A 23,445-nucleotide genomic window follows, 5' to 3' on the forward strand; every position below is an offset into this window, starting at 1 on the left:
TCCTTTCAGACGCGGGTCCAGCGCTGGTTGGTTCCTCCGGTGCAGGTCCAGATGCGCATCTTGGTGCCGTTGGCGGTGCCGGAGCCGGTGACGTCCAGGCACTTGTTCGCGCCGACCGCGGTGATGGTGCCGTCGGCGTTGAGGCGCCACTTCTGGTTGTTCTGCCCGTTGCAGTCCCAGATGATCACGGCGGTGCCGTCCGCCGTCCCGGCCCCGCTCACATCCAGGCACTTGCCGCCGTAGGCCCGCAGCTCTCCCGCGGCGGTCGACGTCCACTGCTGGTTGGACTGCCCGTTGCAGTCCCAGATCTGCGCCTGCGCGCCGTTGGCCTGCGAGCCGCCGCTGACGTCCAGGCACCGCCCCGACCCCACACCCTTGAACGCGCTCATGCTCCCCGAGGGCGGGGTGCCGGTGTCGAAAGTGAAGGCGTCCACGTCGAACAGGTAACCCTGTCCGGTCGGGCCGCGGAAGACCAGATAGAGCGTCGTCGTGCCGGCTGGGGCGCCGCTGAGGTTGGCCGAGACGTCGGTGAAGGTGTCCCAGCTTCCGGTGCTCGCCACGTTCACCGTTCCCAGCAGTGTGCCCGTCGCGGAGCCCGCGCGCACCTCGATCCGGCCGCCCGCGCCCGCCGAGGACACCCGGGCGGTGATCCTCGTCGCGTTGCCCAGGTTGTACGGCTGGAAGGAGATCCAGTCGCCGTCGTCGGTGAAGCCGACCGTTTTGCCGCCTTCCGCCGTGGCGTGGTCGGCCGTCTGGATGCCCTGCTGGGCGCCGAAGTGCTCGGCCTGCCGGTGCCGCGGCTGGAGCGTACGGTCGCTGGTGGAGGTCAGACCGCCCTTGTCGGTGTAGGAGGCCTCGAAGACGCCGTAGATGTTGGCCGCGGTGTCATGCTCACCGTCGGCCGGCAGCGCGATGGAGCCAGAGCAGCCGGTCTTGGAGGTGATCTTGTGGCGGTGGCTGTCGTGGCCGAGGAAGTAGGCGACGGTGACCCCGGCGCAGTCGATCGTGCCGTCCTCCGGGTCGCTGACGGTGACCTGGAAGGGCACGGTGTCACCGAAGGAGAACAGCTGCCCGTCGGCAGGGGTGGTGAGGACGACCGTCGGCGCGGTGTTGCCGACGTTCACGATCACGTTCGCCGTGCCGGCGAGCCCCTGCGGGTCCCGGACCGTGAGCGTCGCCGTGTAGGCGCCGTTCGTGCTGTAGGTCTTGCTCGGATTCGCCGCCGTGGAGGTGGTGCCGTCGCCGAAGTTCCACGAGTACGTCAGCGCGCCGCCCTCCGGGTCGGAGCTGCCCGCCGAGGAGAAGTTCACCGTCAGCGGAGCCGGTCCCGACGTCTTGTCGGCGGACGCCTTGGCGATCGGATTGCGGTTGGCGCTGCCGATGTACTCGATGCGGTACAGCGCCTGGTTGTTGTTCCCGTCGCCGTAGTCGAGGACGTACAGGGCCCCGTCAGGACCGAAGGCCATGTCCATCACCTGCGTCCCCGACCAGGGGAACGCCGAGATCTCCCCGTAGGCGCCGTCCGCCTTGACCTCGATCGCCTTGATCCAGCGCCGGCCGTACTCACCGGCGAAATACCGCCCGTCGAGCGCCTGGGGGAACTTGACGGCCGAGTTCAGGTCAGGGTCGTAACGGTAGACCGGGCCGCCCATCGGCGACTCCGACCCGGAGCCGAACTCCGGCGGGCTTCCGGCGTCCCCCGCGTACCTGATCCACGCCGGCTTCGCCGCGGGCAGCGTGGTCAGGCCGGTGTTACGGAAGGAGTTGTTGGTCGGGCCGCCCGCGCAGTTGTACTTCGGGCCGGTGCTGTTGGTGGCGAAGTTCCATTCGTTGTAGGTCTCGCTGGTGGTGTTCGTGCCCGTGCAGTACGGCCATCCGTAGTTGCCCGGGCCGGTGATGCGGTCGAACTCCACCTGCCCGCTCGGCCCTCTGCTGGAGTTGGTCACCCCCGCGTCCGGCCCGTAGTCGCCGAGGTAGACGACGCCGGTCGCCTTGTCCACGCTCATCCGGAACGGGTTGCGGAAGCCCATCGCGTAGATCTCCGGCCGGGTCCTCGCCGTCCCGGGAGGGAACAGGTTGCCGCTGGGAATGGTGTAGGTGCCGTCGGGCTGCGGTTTGATGCGCAGGAGCTTGCCACGCAGGTCGTTGGTGTTGCCGGCCGAGCGCTGGGCGTCGAACTGCGGGTTGCGGTCGGTCCGCTCGTCCAGCGGGGAGTAGCCGCTCGACTCGAAGGGGTTGCTGTCGTCGCCGGTGGTCAGATAGAGGTTTCCGGCGGCGTCGAAGTCGATGTCCCCGCCGACGTGACAGCACTGGCCGCGGTCGTTCTGGACCCGCAGGACCACCTTCTCGCCGGCCAGGTCGAGCGTGTCGTCCGGCTTGAGGGTGAACCGGGACAGGTGCAGCTCGCCCTTCCACTGGTCGAACTGCGCCTGCGTGCCGTTGCTCGGCGCATCACCGTTCGGCGTGCTCAGCCGCGGCGAGTAGTAGAGCCATAAGTACCGGTTGGACGCGAAGTCGGGGTCCACCGCCACACCCTGCAGGCCCTCCTCGTCGTGACTGTAGACGTTGAGCCTGCCGGCCACCTTCGTGTTGCCGTTGACATCGGTGATGCGCACCGTGCCGTCGCGTGCCGTGTGCACCACCGACCGGTTCGGCATCACGGCCAGCGACATCGCCTCACCCAGCTCGGCGCCTCCCGACGCGAGAGACACCTGCTGGTAGTCGGACGCCGGGATGGCGAGGGCGTTCGCCGGGGAGGCGTCGAGCGCGAGTGCTCCGGGAGTGATCAGCGCCATCGTGGTCAGCAAGGTGAGCCACGGACGTCGGGACATGAGCGTTCCTCTACTATCGAACCGATTCGAGCGAAGGGGAGGCCCCGCTTCCCGTCCCCGAGAGCGGGACGCCGAGGGCGCGTCGCCGGACGGTGTCAGGCGCGGGCCCACTTCTGGTTGGTGGCGCCGGTGCAGGTCCAGATCTGCACCTTGGTGCCGTTGGCGGTGCCGTATCCGGACACGTCCAGGCACTTGTTCGCGCCGACCGCGGTGACGGTGCCGTCGGCGTTGAGGCGCCACTTCTGGTTGTTCTGGCCGTTGCAGTCCCAGATGATCACGGCGGTGCCGTCGGCGGTCCCGGCCCCGTTCACGTCCAGGCACTTGCCGCCGTAGACCCGCAGCTCACCCGCGGCGGTCGACGTCCACTGCTGGTTGGACCGGCCGTTGCAGTCCCAGATCTGCGTCTGCGCGCCGTTGGCCTGCGAGCCGCCGCTGACGTCCAGGCACCGGTTCGAGCCGGCGCCTTTGAGCGCACTCGTGCTTCCCGAAGGCTGGCCCTGGGGGCCGGCGGACGCCATCACGGCCTGGGCGCCCGCCGGCCAGGCGCCGTTGGAGACGGTGACATTGTTGTTCACCACGTTGCCACGGTCGCCGTTGGTCACGTTGGTGCTGCCGTTGGTCGACCAGTTGCCGGTGACGGTGAAGTTGCCCATGTTCTCGCCGCCCCAGTAGTTGGCGGTGGCCCAGGTGCCGGTGTTCGAGAGCACGTTGCCGGTGACGGTGTAGTACTTGGAGCCCTCGTCGAAGTAGATCCCGAACCAGCCGTTGGTCCGCAGGCAGTGGTTGCCGCTGATCACCGCGTTCGGGTTCCACGACAGCGTGTAGATACAGCCGCCGTCGGTCATCTGCTGCATGACGTCGTGCACGTAGTTGCCGACGAGCTTGTTGCCGGAGGCGGTGGTGGGAGTGGTGTAGCGCGGCTGGTAGTTGTACAGGCCGCGGTTGGCGTAGTTGTTGCTGCCACCGGGCTCGTTGGCGCCCCAGCCGTACCCGATCGACATGCCGGTGTACGGCAGGTTGTAGACCTCGTTGTGGGACACGTCGGTGTTGGTGACGTAGGTGGTCAGGACCGAGACGATGCCCCGGTAGTCCAGGCCGAGATCGTGGATGCGGTTGTTGCTGACGGTGATGTTCCGGTTGACCATCCGCTGGTCACTGGGGTGGTGCGCGTCGGCGCGCACGCCGCCGACCACGATGCCGCCCGCCGAGCTCTGGGCGATCTCGGACCGGGTGACCGTGATGTCGCCGGCGCCCAGGCCGACCCCGCTGGCGTGCGCGTTGGCGTCGTTGCCGATGCCCACGGCCGTCTGGCCGAGGTTGACGAACCGGGAGTCGGTGAAGGTGACGTTGTTGGCCGCGGACACCTGCACGGCTGCCGGCATCTGCTGCCAGTTCGGCCGCGCGGCCTCGAACTGCTGGCACCCCTCCTGGCAGGAGGTCAGCCTGTCGGCGGGCCAGTTCCAGTTACCGGCGATGTAGGCGCCGGTCTGCTGGTCCGCGTAGCCCTGGTTGCTGCTGGGTCCGAGCCAGGTCGTGCCGGTGAACGTGATCCCGCTGAAGGTGATGTGGTGCGCGGGCGCCTCGTAGGTGCCTCCGACGTTCACCAGGGACTGGAGAATCGGCAGCTCGACGCTGATATTGCTCATGTTCTGCCCGGCAGCCGGGATGTAGTACAGGACGCCGGTCCCGGGGTTGACGTACCACTCCCCCGGCGCGTCCAGGAACTCGTAGGCGTTCTCCAGGTACAGCGGACCCGCCCGGTGTGGCTGCGTGAAGGTGTCGTAGCCGAAGGTGTTGTTGTTCCAGCCGGGCTGCTGCATCGTAATGACGTTCCCGCTGATGCTCTGCACCGTCACGTAGCGGTCCGTGAACGAGCCCACGCTCTCCATCTCGACCCGGTTCTGGTTGGCCAGGTTGTTCAGATAGCTCAGGGCGCTGTTGCCGAACCTCAGACCGGTGGTGGTGGCGGTGAAGTCTGACCGGTTCACGGTGGTACGCGCCCGCGTGGCGACGGCGCCGTTGACGTACAGCTGCCGGGTGTCGATCCCGGTGCCGACGTCGGCGCGCCAGATGTTCTTCCCGGAATCGGCCACGGCCCATCCGGTGACCGCCTTCGCTCCGCTGATGACGGGATGGGCGCCCGTCGCGGCCTGCCATTTGACGGTGTAGCCGTTGTTCCCGGAATCGGCGGCGGTCAGCCGGAGCGGCGCGGAGAGCCGGTACACCCCGTCGGCCAGTTCCACGGCGATGTCACCGGACATCGCGCCGTTCAGCGAACGTACCGCCGCCTGCGCCGCGGACAGCGAGCACGGCTGGGTGGACGTGCACGTGGTGCCGGTGCCGGTGGGTGACGCGTACAGGGTCGTGGTGGCCGCGACGGCCGGGGTGGCGGGGGCGACGAGGGCGAACGTCGCGGCCAGCGCCGCGACGATGCCGATCAGGAACGGTCTCAGCGCCGTGACGGGCGAAGATGACTGCACAGTGGTTCCTTTGGGGGGTACGGGTGTGGCCAGGTCACGCCCTGCTGCTCAGGCAGGTGACGCCCTTCTGAGGGTCTTCGCTTCTAATTACGTTGTGAGTATTGATACCCGTCAAGACCTTAAGCCCGCTTATTTCACCATTTGCACACGGCAGATCCGGCCATAGTTAGCCGTTTTGCGCCATTTACCAGCGGAAATTCCTGAACTTCGTACGCTCGCGCCGATCGTCTTCGTATGAACCGTTCAGATGTGTCGTACTCATAGGCCAGCGTCTGAAACCTGGGAGGGAGCCCTCATCAGTCATACTTTGCAGGGACGGCGAGGAGGAAGCACGGTGACCGACACCCCGCGCGAGAGCGGATACCGGCCGGGCTACGAGGTGGCGGCCGAGCAGGTACTGGAATTGATCGTCCGGCTCGGCCTGCGTCCGGGTGACCGCATGCCGACCGAGAACGAGCTGGCCCGGCAGCTGGGCACCAGCCGCACGGTGGTACGCGAGGCGGTGAAGATACTCTCCGCGCTCGGCCGGGTACGCGCCCAGAAGGGTCGCGGCCTGTACGTGGCCGACGACGAGGGGATGTTCGGCACCGGGCGCTGGGCCTCCTTCTTCCTCCCGACCGACCTCGACCACGTCTACATGCTGTTCGAGTTCCGCCGGGCGCAGGAGATGGAGACCAGCAGGCTGGCCGCCCGCCGCGCCACCCCCGCGGAGCTGAGGGCCATCGAGGAGGCGGCCGGCCTGTGCCGCCACGGCTTCGAGACCGGACAGGAAGAGCTGTTCAACGAGGGCGACGACACCTTTCACGCCGCCATCGCCACGGCCTCGCACAACATGTTCCTCCAGGTGGCGGTGCGGGAGGCCCGCAGGCTGCAGGCGCAGTCCAACCTCATCGGGCTGAGCGGCTCGGTGGGCGGGCACGCCGCCAAGGCCGTCGAGGAGCACGACGCCATCTACCGGGCCATCCGCGCCGGCGACCCGGAAGCGGCCGCCCAGGCCGCGGCCACGCACATCGACAACACCCTCGACGACTACCGGAGAGAGATCCAGCAGCGCCTCTTCTCCTCCCACTGATCCGGCCCTCCGAACCGGTTCGCCCAGCCGAGCCGGCGGCGGATGAACGTTTCATCGAGCCCGGCCACGAGCGTCGCCGATGAGTGCCCCCGGGCAGGGCCTCCGGCAGGCAGCCGGGCAGGACAGAGCCTTGACAGGCGGTCCGCCCGTCGTATGTGCTTCGCTGTACACCGCTGCCTCCCCCTCCTCACTGAGCTCAGCACGTTGGCGAATCGATTCGCATCCGGCCTCCGAGCGCGGCTGTCTCCGTCTCGCCCTACCTCCAAGGAGTACGACATGCAGCCTTCATCCGTTCCCTTACCGGGCTCCCGGGCGGCCGTCGTCGCGGCTGTGGTGGCGGCGCTGGCGATGCTCCTGGCCACCGCCCTGACCTGGTCGGCACCGGCCTCGGCGGCGACCACGCCGCTGGTGGGCGTGGGGTCGGGGCGGTGCCTGGACGTCAGCGGCGCCTCGCAGACGAACGGCGCGCAGACGCAGATCTGGGACTGCAACGGCCAGGCCAGCCAGCAGTGGACCGCCACCAGCGCCGGTGAGCTGCGGGTGCACGGCACCAAGTGCCTGGACGTTTACGGCGCCGGCACCGCCGACGGCACCAGCGTGATCATCTGGGACTGCAACGGGCAGAACAACCAGAAGTGGCGCCTCAACGCCGACGGCACCATCACCGCGGTCGGCGCGAACAAGTGCCTGGACGTGTCCGCGTACGGCACCGCCAACGGCACCAAAGTGCAGATCTGGGCGTGCCACGGCGGCACCAACCAGAAATGGACCACCGGAGCCGAGCCCACCCCGACGCCGACCCCGCCGCCACCCGGCGCGCGCCCGTGCGACATCTACGCCTCCGGCGGCACGCCGTGCGTGGCCGCGCACAGCACGACCCGGGCGCTCTACGGCTCGTACAACGGCAACCTGTACCAGGTCAGGCGCTCCTCCGACAGCACGACCAGGAACATCGGCGTGCTGACCGCGGGCGGTGTCGCCGACGCCGCGGCCCAGGACTCGTTCTGCGCCGGCACCACGTGCGTCATGACCGTCGTGTACGACCAGTCCGGGCGGGGCAACGACCTGTGGTACCAGGGATCCAGCGTGGTCCCCGGCTCCCCTCAGAGCAGGCCCGCGATCGCCACCACCGAGTCGCTCACCGTCCGCGGCGGCAAGGCGTACTCGCTCTACATCAATCCCGGCAACAGCTACTGGCGGGACGGCCACCTGACCGGCGTGCCCACCGGCAGCGCACCCGAGGGCATGTACATGGTCACCAGCGGCACCCACGTCAACGGCGGCTGCTGCTTCGACTACGGCAACAGCGAGACGACCAGGAAGGCCGACGCCGCCGGCGCCATGGACGCCATCAACTTCAGCACCCAGTGCTGGTTCGGCGGCTGCCAGGGAAGCGGCCCCTGGGTCCAGGCCGACCTCGAATGGGGGCTCTACCCCGGCGGCAGCCAGTCCTGGAACCCCAACCAGCGGGCCTTCCCCCACAAGTTCGTCACCGCCACGCTGAAGAACAACGGCACCAGCCGGTTCGCCATCAAGGGGAGCAACGCGCAGTCCGGCAGCCTGTACACCCTGTACGACGGGCCGCTCCCCAACGGCTACAGCCCGATGAAGAAGCAAGGGGCCATCATCCTGGGCAGCGGCGGCGACTGCTGCAAGCCCGACGGCGGCGCCAACCTCAGCGCCGGAACCTTCTACGAAGGAGCCATGGTCGCCGGTTATCCCACCGACGCCACCGAGAACGCCGTCCAGGCCGACATCATCGCCGCCGGCTACCGCTGACCCGGTCTCACGGACCTCTGGCGAACCCGGACGCCGGCGAGGGGCTCATGACGCTAGGCCTGATGGAAGCCGCCGGTGACCGCCAGCAGCCGTCGCCCGGCGTGTTCCGGCCGGATGTTGGGGCCCTGCGCGGCCCTGGCGTCCGGCCGGCGGGTGAACGCGTTGATCGCGTACTCGTCGATCGTGATGCCGAGGCCCGGCGAGTCGCCGAGGATGAACGCGCCGTCCTCGACGTACAGGTCGAGCGACAGTCCGAGCGGCGGGCGCAGGTCCTGCAACTCGCTGGCCAGGTGGTTGGGCACCGACGTCGCGGCGTGCAGCAGCGCGACCGGCGTGGCGCCGATCGGGCTGACCGGCAGGTCATGGGCGTGCGCCAGCGCGGAGACCCGGAGGAAGTGGGACACCCCCCAGACCACGGCCGTCTGGACGATGTCGACGGCCCCCGCGGCCAGCAGCGGACGGAACTGCTCGAGCCCGGTGAGGTTCTCGCCCGTGGCGACGGAGGCGCGGATCCCGCGACCGACCACGGCCAGGCCTTCGGCGTCCCACCGCCGGACCGGCTCTTCGATCCACGTGAGATCGAGGCTGCGTTCGAGCTCGCCGACGTGACGGACCGCCTGCTTGCGGGTCCAGGCCTCGTTCACGTCGAGCATCAGGCCCGGCCGCGATCCGTGCCCGGCCTCGGTCAGGACGTCCCGTACCAGGGTCAGGCGGTGCCGGTCGCGTTCGATGTCGAGGCCGCCCTTGATCTTGGCCGCGCGCAGACCGTGCTGGGCGTAGACCTGGTAGACCGAGACGAGTTCGTCGTCGGTCAGACCGATGTCGAGGCCTGAGGCATAGGCGGGCACCCGCCGGTCGCGCCCGCCCAGCAGCCGCCAGAGCGGCTCACCGGCCAACTGTGCCTTGATGTCCCACAGGGCGGTGTCGAGTGCGCCGATCGTGCCGAACACGGCGCCGGCGTGGCCCGCCTTGAAGGTCTGCCGCAGCATGCGGTCGTAGAGCGCCGTCACGCCGCGCGGATCCTCGCCCTCGATCGCGGCGAAGACGGACTCGATCTCCACGTGCGGCCCGAGGCCGATGCCGGTGATCCCCTCGTCGGTGTCCACCATGACGAGCGGCACCGGGACGACTCCGTCGGCGAAGACGCCGTTGGCGTCACCGACGGGACGGCCCCATTGCTGGACCGTGGTCGTGGTCCGATATCCCGTGATCCGCATGTCAGCCCTTCGTGGAACCGGCCGTGACGCCGTCGGCGATCTGGCGCTGGAGGAACAGATAGATCATCAGTACGGGTACGGCGGCGATCAGGACTCCCGAGGCGAAGGTGGGGATGTCGTCGGAATACTGTCCGCGCAGCGCGTTGACGCCGATCATGAGGGTGCGATGCTCGGGCGACGGCATCATGAGCAGGGGGATGAGCACGTCGTTCCAGCAGAACAGGGCGTCGAGAATACCGACCGACAGCAGCGCGGGAACGCCCAGCGGGAGCATGATCCGCCGGTACACCCCGTACACCGTGTTCCCGTCGATCCTGGCCGCGTCGACGATCTCCGCCGGAATGGTCCTGTAATGGCTCGTCATCAGGAAGACGGTGAACGGGAGGAACTGCGCGACGTAGGCCAGGATCAGTCCCGGGTAGGTGTCGATGAGCCCGCTGTCGGCCATGACCCTGGTGAGCGGGACCATGATCACCTGGAACGGGATGAAGAGCCCCGCGAGACAGCCCAGGAAGATCACCGAAGATCCGCGAAACCGCAGCTGACTCAGCGCGAAGCCCGCCATCGACCCCAACAGCAGCAGCAGGGCCACGGCGAATGCCACGACGATGAACGAGTTGACGAAGTATCGCGCCATTCCGGCGCCGGCCCACGCCTCGGCGAGGTTGTCCCAGCGCAGGGAGCCCGCCGGGGAGAACCGGTCGAGGACGTAGTCGCGGCGGGTCTTCATCGCGACGTTGGCGGTGAACACGAGAGGATAGATCGTCGCCAGCGCGAGGACGGCCATGGGGATAGCGGCCACCCACCTGGCCAGACGCCTGCCGGGCATCAGTCCTGCCTCCCCGCGCGGCGCAGCAGTGTGATCTGCAGGAGCCCCACCACGAGCATGACGACGAAGAGGACCGTCGAGGCGGCCGAGGCGAGCGCCGGCTGGTTCATCTGTCCCTGCTGGTGCCAGATGTAGAACTCCGGCAGATAGGTCGCCCCCTCCGGGCCTCCGCCGGTCATGACGAAGAGCAGGCCGAACATGGACGTCAGCATCCCGATCATCGTGGTCACGAAGACGAACTGAATGGTGCGGGTCAGGCTCGGGATGATCACGTGCCAGATGATCTGGCGGAGCGACGCGCCGTCCACCCGGGCGGCGTCCAGCAGCGAGGCGTCCAGGGTGCTGAATCCGGCGAGGAACACCACCAGGGCCATCCCGAACGTCGCCCAGATGTGCACGCCGACGACCGTGAACATGGCGATGCCCGGATCGCCGAGCCAGTCAACCGGGCCGACGCCGACCGTCCCGAGGACGGCGTTCAACGGGCCGTCGTACCCGAGCATCAGGTTGAAGATCGCACCGACGATGACCGGCGAGAGCACGGCCGGGAAGAAATAGACGCTGCGGTAGACCCGGTGACCCGGCACGCGCAGATAGATGAAGGTCGCGAGCAGGCCCGGAATCGCCACCGCCACGGGAAGCAGCAGCACCAGCAGCCCGACGTTGCGCAGCGAGGTGTGGAACAGCGGGTCGCCGGCCAGCTCCAGGTAGTTGCTCAGGCCGACAGGGCTTCCGTTGAGCTCGCCATCACCCGTGAAGGAGAAGTTGACCCCCAGGACCAGCGGCCACAGCCGCAGGACCACGATGATCAGTACGGCCGGGGCCACCAGGACATAGGGCGCGAGGCGCTCCGCGCGCCCCCTACGGGCGTCCCGGCGGCGTCCCCGGTGCGTGACGGCCGCTGCGCCGGCCCGCCCGGAGCCGGCCGGGCGGACCAACGGCGACGGACTTCCGAGAGGCACGCGGTCAGCCCGCCCGGTCGGAGGCAGCCAGCTGCTCCACAGCCTTGTCCACGGTGGTCGAACCGCTCAGGAGCTGCTGGGACAGTCTTCCCATCAGGTCCAGGGTCTTGGAGGACAGCGCCACGTGCAGGGCGGGCCTGCCGGTCTTGATCTCGGACGCGATCGTGGCGACGGCCGGGCCGGCCTGCGAGAAGTCAATCGTCGTGTCGGACGCGATCGCGCCGGCCTTCGAGTAGAACGCCGTCAAGGCCTCGGTCGAGGTCAGGGATCGCACCAGATCGGCGGCCAGCGCGGGGGCCTTCGTCCACTTGGCGACCGCGTAGCCGATGCCGCCGTCGTACGGGAGGCTGGGGGTGGCTCCACCGGTGACGACGGGGGCCCGCATGACGCCGATCTTGTCGGGCGGCAGGAACTCGCCGAAATCCTTCCAGTGCCCGATGTCCGACATCAGCCCGATGATGTGCGCGGCCTTCCCGGTCTCGAAGACCCTGAAGATGTCGGTGAACATCGCGGTGGAGTTGGCGCCGTCGTTGTTCAGCCCTTTGTCGCCGGCCTCCTTCCACAGCTCGAAGATCCGCCTCACGTGAGGAGAGGTCCAGTCGCGCTTCCCGGCGATCCAGCCGTCGTACTCCTGAGGCGTCAGGACGCCGGACCCGAGGCCCGACAGGAAGAACTGGATTCCGGCGCCCTCCTTGTTGCCGAGCGCGAAGCAGGTGGCCCCGGTCGCCTTCTTGACGGCGGCGCAGCCGCTGACGAACTCGTTCCATGTCTTGGGCGGGTTGGCCGGGTCGAGGCCGGCCTTCTCGTAGAGCGTCTTGTTGTAGTAGATCGGGTGCCCCTGCAGGGTCACCGGCGCGGCGTAGATCTTGCCGTCCTTACTGAAGGCGTCCCAGCCCGCCAGCCGGCTCTTGTCCTCGGTCACGTACTGGTCCAGCGGAAGGAGCGCGTCGACCCGGTCGCGGATCTGCCCTCCCCCGTTGAAGAGCATGACGTCGGGCCCCTTGCTGGACTGGATCGCCGTGCCGAGCAGGGTGTAGTACTGGTCGAACGGCTGGGCGACGAACTCGACGGTGACCCCCGGATGCCGCTTGGCGAAGTCGGCCCTGGCCTTGTCGATGTAGGCGGCGGCGGCCGGTTCACCGGACTTCCAGTCCCAGACCACGAGCTTCTGCTGCTTCTGCGTCGAGTCTCCGGAGGGTGACGGGGTCCGGGCCGCGCTCCCGCAACCGGCCAGGACCAGTGCCGCGACCATCAAGGCCGACCACAACACTCGCTGCTTCATTGCTGCCCGCTTTCCGAGAGGACCGCTGGACCAGGCGCAAACATAATTCGTATGACGTATAACGTCAATAGGGCTCACGTATACTGACGCGGTGGCGCCGCCACGTGCCAGGCCACCGGAGGGGTGTATGACGGCATCGCAGGAAACGCCTGGCAGCGTCCCGGCGCCACCGGCCTGGGTACGACGTCCTGCCAGTCTCGCCAGAGCGGTGACAGCCGAGCTGGTGGAGCGCATCGTTCGCGGCGTGCACCCGCCGGGGACATCGCTGCCCCCCGAACCCGCGCTCTGCGAAGCCTTCTCCGTGAGCCGCACGGTCGTGCGGGAAGCGGTGAAGATCCTGCAGGAAAAGGGGCTGGTACAGGTCCGCCAGGGCGCCGGCACCATGGTGACCCCGCCGTCGATGTGGGACATGCTCGACGAGCTCGTTCTCGCCGCGACCATCGCCGCAGAAGAGGGCCTGGCGATTCTCGACGACCTCGTCGTCACCCGGCGCGTGCTGGAGTCCGACATGGCCAACGTCGCCGCCCGCCTGGCCGGGCCGGACACCGTGGAGCAGCTGCGGGCACTGGTGGATCGGATGGACGAGCTCGTGGACGACCCGGTCACGTACGCCGACAGCGACCGCGCCTTCCACGACACGATCATGCAGGCGTCGGGCAACCGCATCGCCCGTGGCGTCGTACGGGCGCTGGAAAGCCAGGTCGTCAGCACCGCCCGATACCTGGGCCGGACCGAGCGGGCGCTGTGCGTGGCGTCGAACCTCGGCCACCGCCGCATCTACGAACACATCGCCGCCCACGATCCCGGGGGCGCCGCCGAGGCGATGTTCAATCACATCACCGAGGCCTGGATCGTCCGCCGCAGCGGAACGGCCGACCCCGTACGGCTGCGGCGTTAGCGCCCGTTCGCGTCCTCGGAACCGATTCGATCGAGGGCTGTGAAAGTTTCATCGCGACCCGCCAGCGGTGGCCACGGCCGCTTCTCCTGGTCAGACGCCGGAGCGATGGGGTCGTCTCAGGCGCAGGCTCTCGACGTCGAGAAGACCGAGCCTTGACAGGTCTTGTCACGGTCATATTTGCTCCGCTGCACCATCGCCTCCAGCCACCAGGAAGAAGGGAGATCCCATTACGGCGGCGTTGAGTGAGCGCTAACACTTCAAGAACTCGACCGGCCGGCCACCCATGCCTGCAACCCCGGAAAAGGCGGTGGAAAGTGGCTTCCCTTTTGCGTGTTTCACCCCCCGAGAACGGCAAAGGAAATCGCGTGATGTCGAGGCTTAGATACCTCTTCACCGCTATCGCGTCCGCTGTACTGCTCGTCGTCCTGGCCACGGTGCACACGGCCCTGGGCGAGAGCGCGCCCCCGCGCCTCGCGCAACAGAGCGCCCTCGCGGGCACCGCGGGATGCGGCAGAACCCCGACGCTGAGAAGCGGTCCGCAGTCGATATCGACCAGCGGGAAAAACCGTAACTTTATCCTGAGAATTCCGGACAACTACAACAACAACACCCCCTACAGGTTGATTTTCGGATTCCACTGGAATGGCGGCACCGCCAACGATGTCGACGGCGGCGGAACCAGCGGATACCCCTGGTCCTACTACGGGCTCAGGGCATTGTCGAACAACACCGCCATCTTCGTCGCGCCTCAGGGCTTCAACAACGGCTGGGCCAACTCGGGCGGTGAGGACGTCACCTTCGTCGACGACATGATCCGGCGGATCGAGGCGGACCTCTGTGTGGACACCTCCCAGCGCTTCGCCATGGGCTTCAGCTACGGCGGCGGCATGAGCTACGCGCTCGCGTGCGCCCGGGCGACGGTCTTCCGAGCCGTGGCGGTCTACTCCGGCGGCCAGCTCAGCGGGTGCAGCGGCGGCAACGCGCCCATCGCGTACATCGGGCTGCACGGCCTCAGGGATCCGGTGCTCAACATCTCCGCGGGCCGGTCGCTGCGCGACAGGTTCGTCAGGAACAACGGCTGCACCCCCCAGAACCCGCCGGAGCCGGCGCAGGGCAGCCTGACCCACATCGTCACCACCTACTCGGGATGCCGGGCGGGGTATCCGGTCGCATGGGCGGCGTTCGACGCCGGCCACACCCCCGGTCCCGTGGACGGGAAGCCCGGTGACTTCGAGCCCGGCGAGAAGTCCTGGACCAGGCCAGTGGTGTGGAACTTCTTCGCGCAGTTCGGAGGCAGCGACCCGAATCCGACACCGACCCCCACGGTTGATCCGCCGGCGACAGGCGCGCTCAAGGGTGCGGGGTCGGGCCGGTGCCTGGACGTCAGCGGCGCCTCGCAGGCCAACGGCGCGCAGGCGCAGATCTGGGACTGCAACGGCCAGGCCAACCAGCAGTGGGCCTCCACCGCCGCGGGTGAGCTGCGGGTCTACGGCGGCAAGTGCCTGGACGTGAGTGGCGCCGGGACCGCCGACGGCACCGCCGTGATCATCTGGGACTGCAACGGCCAGAACAACCAGAAATGGCGCCTCAACGCCGACGGCACCGTCACCGCGATCGGCGCGAACAAGTGCCTGGACGTGTCCGGGTACGGCACCGCCAACGGCACCAAGGTGCAGATTTGGAGCTGCACCGGCGCCACCAACCAGAAGTGGGCCCGCGCCTGACAGCCCGTGACAGCTGACCACGCGCCATCGCCGGGACGAGTCATCGCCCCGGCGATGGCCACGAGCACGCAGGCACGTCCACGGTGCACGGCTCGTGCTCGTACCCGACGGAGGCCCACCCCCTGGGCTTGGAGAACCGAGATGGCTGATTTATCGCGAAGACAAGTGCTGAGATTCGGCGCGGCTGGAGCCGCGCTGTTGCCCTTGCAATGGACGGCCGCGGCCCGGGCCGCGTCGGTGGCGCCCGCGGAGGTGCGCGCCGCGAACGATCTGGCCCTGTGGTACGACGAAAGCGCCGGCACGGAGTGGCTGCGGGCGCTGCCGATCGGCAACGGCCGCCTGGGCGCCATGGTGTTCGGCAACGTCGACACCGAGCGGCTGCAGCTCAACGAGGACACCATCTGGGCCGGCGGGCCGTACGACCAGTGCAACCCGAAGGGCGCGGCGGCGCTGGGGCAGATCCGGCAGCTGGTCTTCCAGAACCAGTGGAGCCAGGCCCAGACCCTGGTCGACCAGAACATGCTGGGCAACCCTTCGGCTCAGCTGGCCTACCAGCCCGTGGGCGATCTGCGACTGACCTTCGGCAGCGCCGCCGGGGTTTCGGAGTACAACCGCTATCTGGACCTGACCACGGCCACCACGACGGTGACGTACCTGCAGAACGGCGTACGGTACCGGCGCGAGGTGCTCGCGAGCGCGCCGGACCAGGTGATCGTCCTCCGCCTGTCCGCCGACAAGCCCGGCTCGATCACGTTCTCCGCGACGTTCGCCAGTCCGCAGCGTACGACGCGCTCCAGCCCGGACGGCACGACGGTGGCGCTCGACGGCATCTCCGGCGACCAGAGGGGCCTGGCCGGCAAAGTCAGGTTCCTGGCACTGGCCCGGGCCGTCGCCGAGGGCGGCAGTGTCAGCAGTTCCGGAGGCACGCTGCAGGTGAGGTCCGCCGACAGCGTGACGGTGCTGATCTCCATCGGCTCCAGCTACCTCAACTTCCGCGACGTCAGCGGCGACTACCAGGGCATCGCGCGGCGCCATCTCGACGCCGCCGCCGGCAGAACGTACGACGACCTGCGTGGCCGGCACGTCGCCGACTACCAGCGGCTGTTCGGGCGCACTACGCTCGACCTCGGCCGTACCGCGGCGGCCGACCAGCCGACGGACGTACGGATCGCGCAGCACGCCAACAGCAACGATCCGCAGTTCTCGGCGTTGCTGTTCCAGTACGGCCGTTACCTGCTGATCTCCTCCTCGCGTCCGGGCACCCAGCCCGCCAACCTGCAGGGCATCTGGAACGACTCGCTGACCCCGTCCTGGGACTCGAAGTACACCCTCAACGCCAACCTGCCCATGAACTACTGGCCGACCGACACGACCAACCTGTCGGAGTGCTACGAGCCGGTGTTCAAGATGATCAACGACCTCACCGTCAGCGGCGCCCGCACGGCCCGGGTGCAGTACAACGCCGGGGGCTGGGTGACCCACCACAACACCGACGGGTGGCGGGGCAGCTCGGTCGTCGACGGCGCGACCTGGGGCATGTGGCAGACCGGCGGCGCATGGCTGGCCACCATGATCTGGGACCACTACCTCTTCACCGGCGACCTCGACTTCCTCCGGCAGTACTACCCGGCCATGAAGGGGGCCGCACAGTTCTTCCTGGAGACCCTCGTGGAAGAACCGAACCTCAAATATCTGGTCACCAACCCGTCGAACTCTCCGGAACTGACCCACCACGCGGGCGTCAGCGTCTGCGCCGGACCCACGATGGACAACCAGATCCTGCGGGACCTGTTCAACGGCTGCGCCAAGGCGAGCGAGCTCCTGGGCACGGACGCGAGCTTCCGGGCGCAGGTCCTGGCCGCCCGGGACCGGCTCCCGCCGATGCGGACCGGCTCACGCGGCAACATCCAGGAGTGGCTCTACGACTGGGTCGAGACCGAGCAGCGCCACCGGCACATCTCCCACCTCTACGGCCTGCATCCCAGCAACCAGATCACCAAGCGCGGCACACCCGCGCTGTACACCGCCGCGCGGCGGACCCTCGAACTGCGCGGTGACGACGGTACGGGCTGGTCGCTGGCATGGAAGATCAACTACTGGGCGCGGATGGAGGAAGGCACGCGGGCGCACGACCTGATCCGTGCCCTCGTGACGACGGCCCGGCTCGCGCCCAACATGTTCGACCTGCACCCGCCGTTCCAGATCGACGGCAACTTCGGCGCCACGTCCGGCATCGCCGAGATGCTGCTGCACAGCCACAACGGCGAACTGCACGTGCTGCCGGCGCTCCCGGCGGCCTGGCCCAGCGGAAAGGTGCAGGGTCTTCGAGGGCGCGGCGGCTACACGGTGGACGCGACGTGGAGCTCCGGCGGGGCCACCGAGATCCTCATCAGGTTCGACCGTGACGGGACGGTCAACGTGCGCAGCCGCATCTTCGCCGGAACCTACCAGGTGGTCGACACCACGAACGGCGACACCGTCAGTGTCACCAAACCCGAGTCCGACGTCGTCAGACTGACCGGCCAAGCCGGCCGTACGTACCGCATGACCGGGTCCGGCGGCCCCCCGCCGGCGACCTACGTGCGGATCACGAACGCGACCACCGGCCTGGCGCTGGACAGTGGCGGCAATGTCGCCTCCGGGGCGAACCTCAAGCAGTGGAACTGGGACGGCAGCACCAACCTGCAGTGGCAGCTCGTGGACCTGGGCGGCGGGTGGTACCGCATCGTCAACCGCACCAACGGCATGGTCGTCGACAGCTGGGGCAACAACGCCAACGGAGCCAACGCCAGGCAGGCGGCGTGGGACGGCGGCAACAACCAGCAGTGGCGCCTCAACAGCACGGGCAACGGCCGCCAGCAGATCATCAACCGCGGCACCGGCACCGCCCTCGACGGCATGGGCAACAGCACGGCCGGCTCCACCGTGGCCATGTGGACGCCGAACAACAGCACCAACAACCAATGGACCATCACGGGTGTGTGAACCCGACGACGCTCGCGGACCTTCGCATGCGCTTCGCCGCAACCGGCCACCGGTTGCGGCGAAGCCATGGGCCTACCGACGCGGCTCAGGAACGTCCGTTCCACGTCCATTTCTGGTTGTTGCCGCCCCAGCAGTCGTACAGCTGGATCTGGGTGCCGTTACCGGAGCCCGCACCGGCGGCGTCCAGGCACCGTCCCGATTGCACGCCGGCGATGCTCCCGTCGGAGTTGACGCGCCACTTCTGGTTGTCGCCACCCCAGCAGCTGTAGATCTGCACCTTCGCGCCGTTCCCGGTGCCGGCGGCGTCCAGGCACTTGTTGCCGTATACCTTGATCTCACCCGCGGAGGTCGAGCTCCACTGCTGGTTGGACTGGCCGTTGCAGTCCCACAACTGCACCTGAGTGCCATCGGTGGTGCCGGAGTTGGGCACGTCCAGGCAACGGCCGGAGGCCACACCCTTGATCTGACCATTGTCGCCGGGCACCGTCGGGGTCACCGTGGGCGTGGGGCCCGGTGTCGCGGCGTTGAGGGCGTTGAGGACCGCGTCGTAGGCGGGCTTCTTGTTGCCGCCGTTGAACAGCAGCGGGCTGGCGTTGGCGCCGAGCCAGGAGTCCTGGTCGCGCACCCCCCACACCGTGATGCCGGCGCAACGGGCCACGGCCAGGCAGTCGTTGGTCACGGCGGCGTACGTTTGCGCGGAGGCGCCCTGGATGTCCAGCTCGGTGATCTGCACATCCACCCCCAGGGCGGCGAAGCTGGAGATGGTGGTGCGGTAGTTGCTGTTGTACGGGCTGCCGCTGTTGAAGTGCGACTGCAGGCCCACACAGTCGATCGGCACGCCGCGCTGCTTGAAGTCGCGGACCATGTTGTAGACGCCCTGCGTCTTGGCCCACGTCCAGTTGTCGATGTTGTAGTCGTTGTAGCACAGCTTGGCCGCCGGGTCGGCGGCGCGCGCGGTACGGAACGCCACTTCGATCCAGTCGTTGCCGGTCCGCTGCAGGTTGGAGTCACGCCGGCCGCCGGAGTTGCCGTCGGCGAACGCCTCGTTGACCACGTCCCAGGCGTAGATCTTGCCCTTGTAGTGGGCCATCACGCCGTTGATGTGGTCGATCATCGCCTGACGCAGACTGCTGCCCGACAGCGACTGCATCCAGCCGGGCTGCTGGGAGTGCCAGGCCAGCGTGTGGCCGCGCACCCGCTTGCCGTTCTGCACGGCCCAGTTGTAGACGCGGTCGCCGTTGGCGAAGGTGAACTGGCCCCGGTTCGGCTCGGTGGCGTCGATCTTCATCTCGTTCTCGGCCGTCACCATGTTGAACTCACGGTTCGCGATCGTGGTGTACTGCGAGTCACCGAGCCTGCCCGCGGCGATGGCGGCGCCGAAGTAGCGCCCGCTCTGCGCGGCCGCCGCGCCGAGCGTGCTCGCCGCCGCATCGGCGCGAAGCGGCGCCATCAGCGCCGCGATCACGGCGAGCACACCGACAGCGCCGACGATCAGGGACCAGCGTAAGCCGCTCAAGGGCCGCCTGGTTCCAGGCGAGGGAATGGCGTTTGCGCCCATGCCTGAGCCTCCATGCCTGAGATACGGAAACGGGAACACGTGGGGACACGCCATCAAAGGCGTCGCTTGGTGACTCAGTGTGGAAATGCTTTCGAAACATGTCAAGACAGGTCTGGAAAGTTTCAGACCCATCTCGCTGCGAACTTGGGCGCTACAGGGACTCAGCCACCTACGATGCGCACCGAAACTTTCGCCGTTACCGCCGCACGGGGAGGGTAGGCCATGAAAGTTTCATATTTTCCGTTTCATTCCTGGGCGGATCAGGACCCAGGGGCGGGGCCCGTCGAGTCGCGGACGCTGAGGCTGGTCGCGAGCTGGAGGTGCCGGGAGGCCGGCTGGACGCCGTCCGCCATGCCGAGGACGGTCTCGACGGCCATCCGGCCCATGCCGACGAGAGGCTGCCGGACGGACGTGAGCCGGGGCGTGGTCCACTGGGTCTGCGGCGTGTCGTCGAACCCGGTGACCGACAGCTCGCCCGGCACGGTGATGTGGAGCTGTTTGGCCGCGGCGAGCACCCCGACGGCGATCTCGTCGTTGCCCGCGACGATCGCGGTCGGCCGCTCGTCGAGCGCGAGGAGGTCGTGGCCGTGCCGGAGTCCCGCCTCGACGGAGAACGCCTCGTGGCGGATCAGCGTCCGGTCCGGCGTGACGCCGGCCGAGTCGAGCGCGGCCTGGTAGCCGTGGAAGCGTTCCAGCGAGGGCGCGGAGCCCAGCGGGCCGCCGATCCAGGCAATCCTGCGGTGGCCGAGCTTGATGACGTGCTCAGTCGCCGAGCGACCCCCCGCCCAGTTGGTGGACCCGATGCTGACGAGACGTGATTCGGTCGTATCGATCGGATCGATCGTCACGATGGGCACCTCGAACTCCTCTGCGGCGAGGAGAACCGAGCCGGGCACGGCGACGGCGAGCGCGACGACACCGACGACACCGGATGCCTTCTGCTCCTCCATCCAGGCCCGGGCCGCCGTACGGCTCGTGCTGATCGACTCGTCGGGCGGCAGGCGAAGGAGAAGCTCTGCCTGCGCGGAGGTCGCGGCCACGAGGATCCCCTGGAGCACCGTCCCGGCATAACGGGACTCCACGATGTCGAGCACAGTGACGATGGTCCGGTCCCGGGTCCGCTCATGTCGCACCGCCGTCGGCATGTAGCCGAGCTCGGCCATGACTCCGAGGACATGCTCACGCGTGCTCGCCCCGACATCGCTGCGCCCGTTGAGGACCTTCGAGGCGGTCGCCGGCGAGACGCCGGCCAGTCGGGCGACGTCCGCCAGGGTGGCTCGCTCGGAACGACCTCGCCGTGGCATCAGGGCTCCTTTCGGGCTTCGAAACTATTTCGAATCTACCACGGGCTCTTTCCCTCCTGGGCGTTCTCGCCTTTTGCTCGTTGACACGGTACTGACACACCACCTACTGTCCTGGCAGCACCGAATAAGTTGCGAAAAGTTTTCGGAACTATCTTCAGAACGAGAGGAGAGGCTCGATGCGGCTCTCCCAGAAGGCAAGACTCCTTTCCGCGGTACTCGCGCCGATGTTCGCGCTGGCTGCTTGCTCCGGGGGCTCCGGCGGCGGAAGCGCGACCGGCGGCGGCGGTGACCAACAGGTGAAGCTCACGGTCTGGAGCTGGGACGGCACCGTCGCGGGGGCCGTTCCCGGCTTCCAGGCCGCCAACCCGAACATCAAGGTCGAGGTCGTCAACGCGGGCTCGTCCCAGGACGAGTACAAGGCGCTCGACAACGCCATCCAGGCCGGCTCCGGCGTGCCTGACGTCGTGATGTTCGAGTACTTCGCGGTCCCCTACTTCGCCATTCCCGGCAAGCTCGCCGATCTCGGCAAGTACGGCGCCGAGAACTTCAGGAAGGACTACGTCCCGGGCGCGTGGAGCGACGTGACGGTCAACGGCAAGGTCTACGCACTACCGTCCGACTACGGTCCTTCGGCGCTGTTCTACAACACGGCCACCCTCAAGAAGGCCGGCATCGACAAGGCCCCGGCCACGTGGGACGAGTACTACGAAGCCGCCAAGAAGGTCCGGGCGCTCGGCGGCGACCACTACATCGCCCAGGACACGGGAGACATCTTCTTCCTGCTCTCCCTCATCTGGCAGGCCGGTGGCCGTCCGTTCAAGGTGAACGGCAACAAGGTGCACATCGACTTCACCGACGAGGGCACGACCAGGGCCGTCGCCTTCTGGCAGAAGATGCTCGACGAGGGTCTGATCAACACCAAGATCACGGGGTGGTCCGACGACTGGAACCGGACGCTCAACGACGGAACCCTCGCCACCCAGACCATGGGCGGCTGGCTGACCTCTACGCTGCCGGAGCGCGCGCCCAAGGCCGCCGGAGACTTCAGAGTCGCCTTGATGCCGCAGTGGAAGCAGGGAGACAAGGTCGGGGCGGCGAACGGCGGAAGCTCCTTCGGCATCCCCGCCGCGGCCGAGCACCAGGACGCGGCTTTCAAGTTCCTCGAGTACTTCACGCACGGCGGTGGTCTGTCGTCCCGCGTCGAGGCGGGCGCCTTCGTGCCGAACACGTCGGTCCTGGACAGCGAGGCGTTCCGGAGCAAGGCCAACCAGTACTTCGGCCGGCAGAAGGTCGGCGCCGTGCTGGCCCAGGCCTCGGAGATCGTCGGGAGCGGCTGGCAGTACCCGCCGTTCTTCGAGTGGGCACGCTCCATCTACGGCGACCTGGCCTCGCCGTTCTACACCACGGGCAAGGGCTCGCTCGCCGAGATCCTCGAGCAGTGGAAGCAGCGCTGCATCCAGTACGGCAACGAGCAGGGCTTCGAAGTGGACTAGTGAGCCCTCGGCCACCGCAACGAATCGGAAGGAACACGGACATGGGCCTGGCACGTCGGGTCGACGTCACCGCTTCGGCCATGGCGTCGCCGGATGCCGCACACCCCTCGGCGCCGAGCCGCAAGCGCCGGAAGTCACAGATCGGGCTGGCGTTCATAGCGCCTTTCGGGGCGCTGTTCGCCCTGGTGTTCATCGTGCCCATCCTGTACGCCGTCTACCTCAGCCTCTTCCAGGACAAGCTCATCGGGGGCAACACGTTCGTCGGATTCGCCAACTACGGCAAGCTGTTCCACGATCCCCAGTTCTGGGACGGGGTGGGGCGCGTCTTCCGGTTCACGCTCGTCCAGGTGCCGATCATGCTGATCTTCGCCATGGCGCTGGCGCTGGCGCTGGACTCCATGCGGGTGCACGGCACCAGGTTCATGCGGATGACGATCTTCCTCCCCTACGCGGTGCCGGCGATCGTGGCGACCCTCATGTGGGGATTCCTGCTGGGCGTCAAGTACGGCCTGTTTGGCAGCCTCAACGACGCCCTGGGCACGGACCTCGATCCCTTCGCCCCTGACACCACGCTCATCTCCATCGGGCTGATGGTGACATGGGCGTTCACCGGCTTCAACATGCTCATCTTCTACGCCGCGCTCAAGGCCGTCCCCCGCGAACTGTACGAGGCTGCCGCGATCGACGGGGCGAACGAACTCCAGATCGTCCGCGCGATCAAGCTGCCGGCACTTCGCGGATCCCTGGTCGTCACGATCATCTTCTCGATCATCGGCACGTTCCAGATGTTCAACGAACCGCAGATCCTGCCCTCGATGGTGGCCAACAGCGGCGTCACCACGTTCTACACGCCGAATCTGTACGCGTACAACCTGGCGTTCACCGGGTCCCAGCAGGGCTATGCGGCAGCACTCGCGCTCGTCATGGCAGCGATCACGATCGCCGTCGCCTACGCCGTCCAGATCAGAGGGTTGAGGAATGCACCCGAGCAGTAGCCGCCGGCTGTACACGGTGGAGAATCCCAGGAAGAG

General features: G+C 67.9%; 15 protein-coding genes. 7 read left to right on the top strand and 8 right to left on the bottom strand.

The features are described from left to right. Window positions 1–5: 5 nt before the first annotated feature. Both ACIBI9_RS62225 and ACIBI9_RS62230 read right to left on the bottom strand, forming a co-directional pair. Window positions 6–2,831, bottom strand: a complete 2,826-nt coding sequence (locus ACIBI9_RS62225) for an RICIN domain-containing protein (protein WP_397237620.1) — start codon at window positions 2,829–2,831, stop codon at window positions 6–8. 95 nt (window positions 2,832–2,926) lie between these two features. Further along, the gene (locus tag ACIBI9_RS62230; RefSeq protein ID WP_397237622.1) at window positions 2,927–5,311 is read right to left on the bottom strand and encodes an RICIN domain-containing protein; all 2,385 of its coding nucleotides are present in this window, start codon (window positions 5,309–5,311) and stop codon (window positions 2,927–2,929) included. A 334-nt stretch (window positions 5,312–5,645) separates the two neighbouring features. Between ACIBI9_RS62230 and ACIBI9_RS62235 the strand changes: the two genes are divergently transcribed. Together ACIBI9_RS62235 and ACIBI9_RS62240 are read left to right on the top strand one after the other, a co-directional pair. Next, window positions 5,646–6,383 (top strand): FadR/GntR family transcriptional regulator, encoded by a 738-nt coding sequence (locus tag ACIBI9_RS62235; RefSeq protein ID WP_397237624.1) that lies wholly within the window; start codon window positions 5,646–5,648, stop codon window positions 6,381–6,383. A 276-nt stretch (window positions 6,384–6,659) separates the two neighbouring features. Next, window positions 6,660–8,162 (top strand): arabinofuranosidase catalytic domain-containing protein, encoded by a 1,503-nt coding sequence (locus ACIBI9_RS62240; RefSeq protein WP_397237626.1) that lies wholly within the window; start codon window positions 6,660–6,662, stop codon window positions 8,160–8,162. A gap of 53 nt (window positions 8,163–8,215) precedes the next feature. Here ACIBI9_RS62240 and ACIBI9_RS62245 read toward each other — a convergent pair whose 3' ends face one another. From ACIBI9_RS62245 to ACIBI9_RS62260, 4 genes are read right to left on the bottom strand one after another with little or no spacing between them, the layout of a single operon-like run. Next, complete coding sequence (locus ACIBI9_RS62245) at window positions 8,216–9,379, bottom strand: mandelate racemase/muconate lactonizing enzyme family protein (RefSeq protein ID WP_397237628.1); 1,164 nt, start codon at window positions 9,377–9,379, stop codon at window positions 8,216–8,218. Between the two features lies 1 nt (window position 9,380). After that, window positions 9,381–10,208 (bottom strand): carbohydrate ABC transporter permease, encoded by an 828-nt coding sequence (locus ACIBI9_RS62250; RefSeq protein ID WP_397237630.1) that lies wholly within the window; start codon window positions 10,206–10,208, stop codon window positions 9,381–9,383. After that, window positions 10,208–11,170, bottom strand: coding sequence for a carbohydrate ABC transporter permease (locus tag ACIBI9_RS62255; RefSeq protein ID WP_397237632.1), 963 nt, complete (start codon window positions 11,168–11,170; stop codon window positions 10,208–10,210). The genes ACIBI9_RS62250 and ACIBI9_RS62255 overlap by 1 nt, the downstream gene beginning before the upstream one ends. A 4-nt stretch (window positions 11,171–11,174) precedes the next feature. Continuing rightward, window positions 11,175–12,452, bottom strand: coding sequence for an ABC transporter substrate-binding protein (locus ACIBI9_RS62260; RefSeq protein WP_397237634.1), 1,278 nt, complete (start codon window positions 12,450–12,452; stop codon window positions 11,175–11,177). A 208-nt stretch (window positions 12,453–12,660) separates the two neighbouring features. Between ACIBI9_RS62260 and ACIBI9_RS62265 the strand changes: the two genes are divergently transcribed. The 3 genes from ACIBI9_RS62265 to ACIBI9_RS62275 all read left to right on the top strand — a co-directional run bounded on the left by ACIBI9_RS62265 (window position 12,661) and on the right by ACIBI9_RS62275 (window position 18,059). Further along, entirely contained in the window at window positions 12,661–13,350 is a 690-nt protein-coding gene (locus ACIBI9_RS62265; protein ID WP_397237636.1) for a FadR/GntR family transcriptional regulator, read from the top strand. 368 nt (window positions 13,351–13,718) lie between these two features. Beyond that, on the top strand, window positions 13,719–15,074 hold the full coding sequence (locus ACIBI9_RS62270; RefSeq protein WP_397237638.1) for a lectin: 1,356 nt from the start codon (window positions 13,719–13,721) through the stop codon (window positions 15,072–15,074). A 198-nt stretch (window positions 15,075–15,272) separates the two neighbouring features. Then, window positions 15,273–18,059 (top strand): glycosyl hydrolase family 95 catalytic domain-containing protein, encoded by a 2,787-nt coding sequence (locus ACIBI9_RS62275; protein WP_397237640.1) that lies wholly within the window; start codon window positions 15,273–15,275, stop codon window positions 18,057–18,059. A gap of 85 nt (window positions 18,060–18,144) precedes the next feature. On the opposite strand, the gene ACIBI9_RS62280 is transcribed toward ACIBI9_RS62275, so the two are convergent. Further along, window positions 18,145–19,575: an endo-1,4-beta-xylanase gene (locus ACIBI9_RS62280; RefSeq protein WP_397237642.1), complete on the bottom strand. Its 1,431-nt coding sequence runs from the start codon at window positions 19,573–19,575 to the stop codon at window positions 18,145–18,147. A 302-nt stretch (window positions 19,576–19,877) separates the two neighbouring features. Further along, window positions 19,878–20,921, bottom strand: coding sequence for a LacI family DNA-binding transcriptional regulator (locus ACIBI9_RS62285; RefSeq protein WP_397237644.1), 1,044 nt, complete (start codon window positions 20,919–20,921; stop codon window positions 19,878–19,880). A gap of 176 nt (window positions 20,922–21,097) precedes the next feature. Here ACIBI9_RS62285 and ACIBI9_RS62290 point away from each other — a divergent pair, with 176 nt between their 5' ends. Continuing rightward, window positions 21,098–22,414: an ABC transporter substrate-binding protein gene (locus ACIBI9_RS62290; RefSeq protein ID WP_397237646.1), complete on the top strand. Its 1,317-nt coding sequence runs from the start codon at window positions 21,098–21,100 to the stop codon at window positions 22,412–22,414. Between the two features lie 41 nt (window positions 22,415–22,455). Then, window positions 22,456–23,409, top strand: coding sequence for a carbohydrate ABC transporter permease (locus tag ACIBI9_RS62295; protein WP_397237648.1), 954 nt, complete (start codon window positions 22,456–22,458; stop codon window positions 23,407–23,409). Window positions 23,410–23,445: the final 36 nt, after the last annotated feature.

The sequence above is a fragment of the Nonomuraea sp. NPDC050451 genome, from assembly GCF_044458585.1.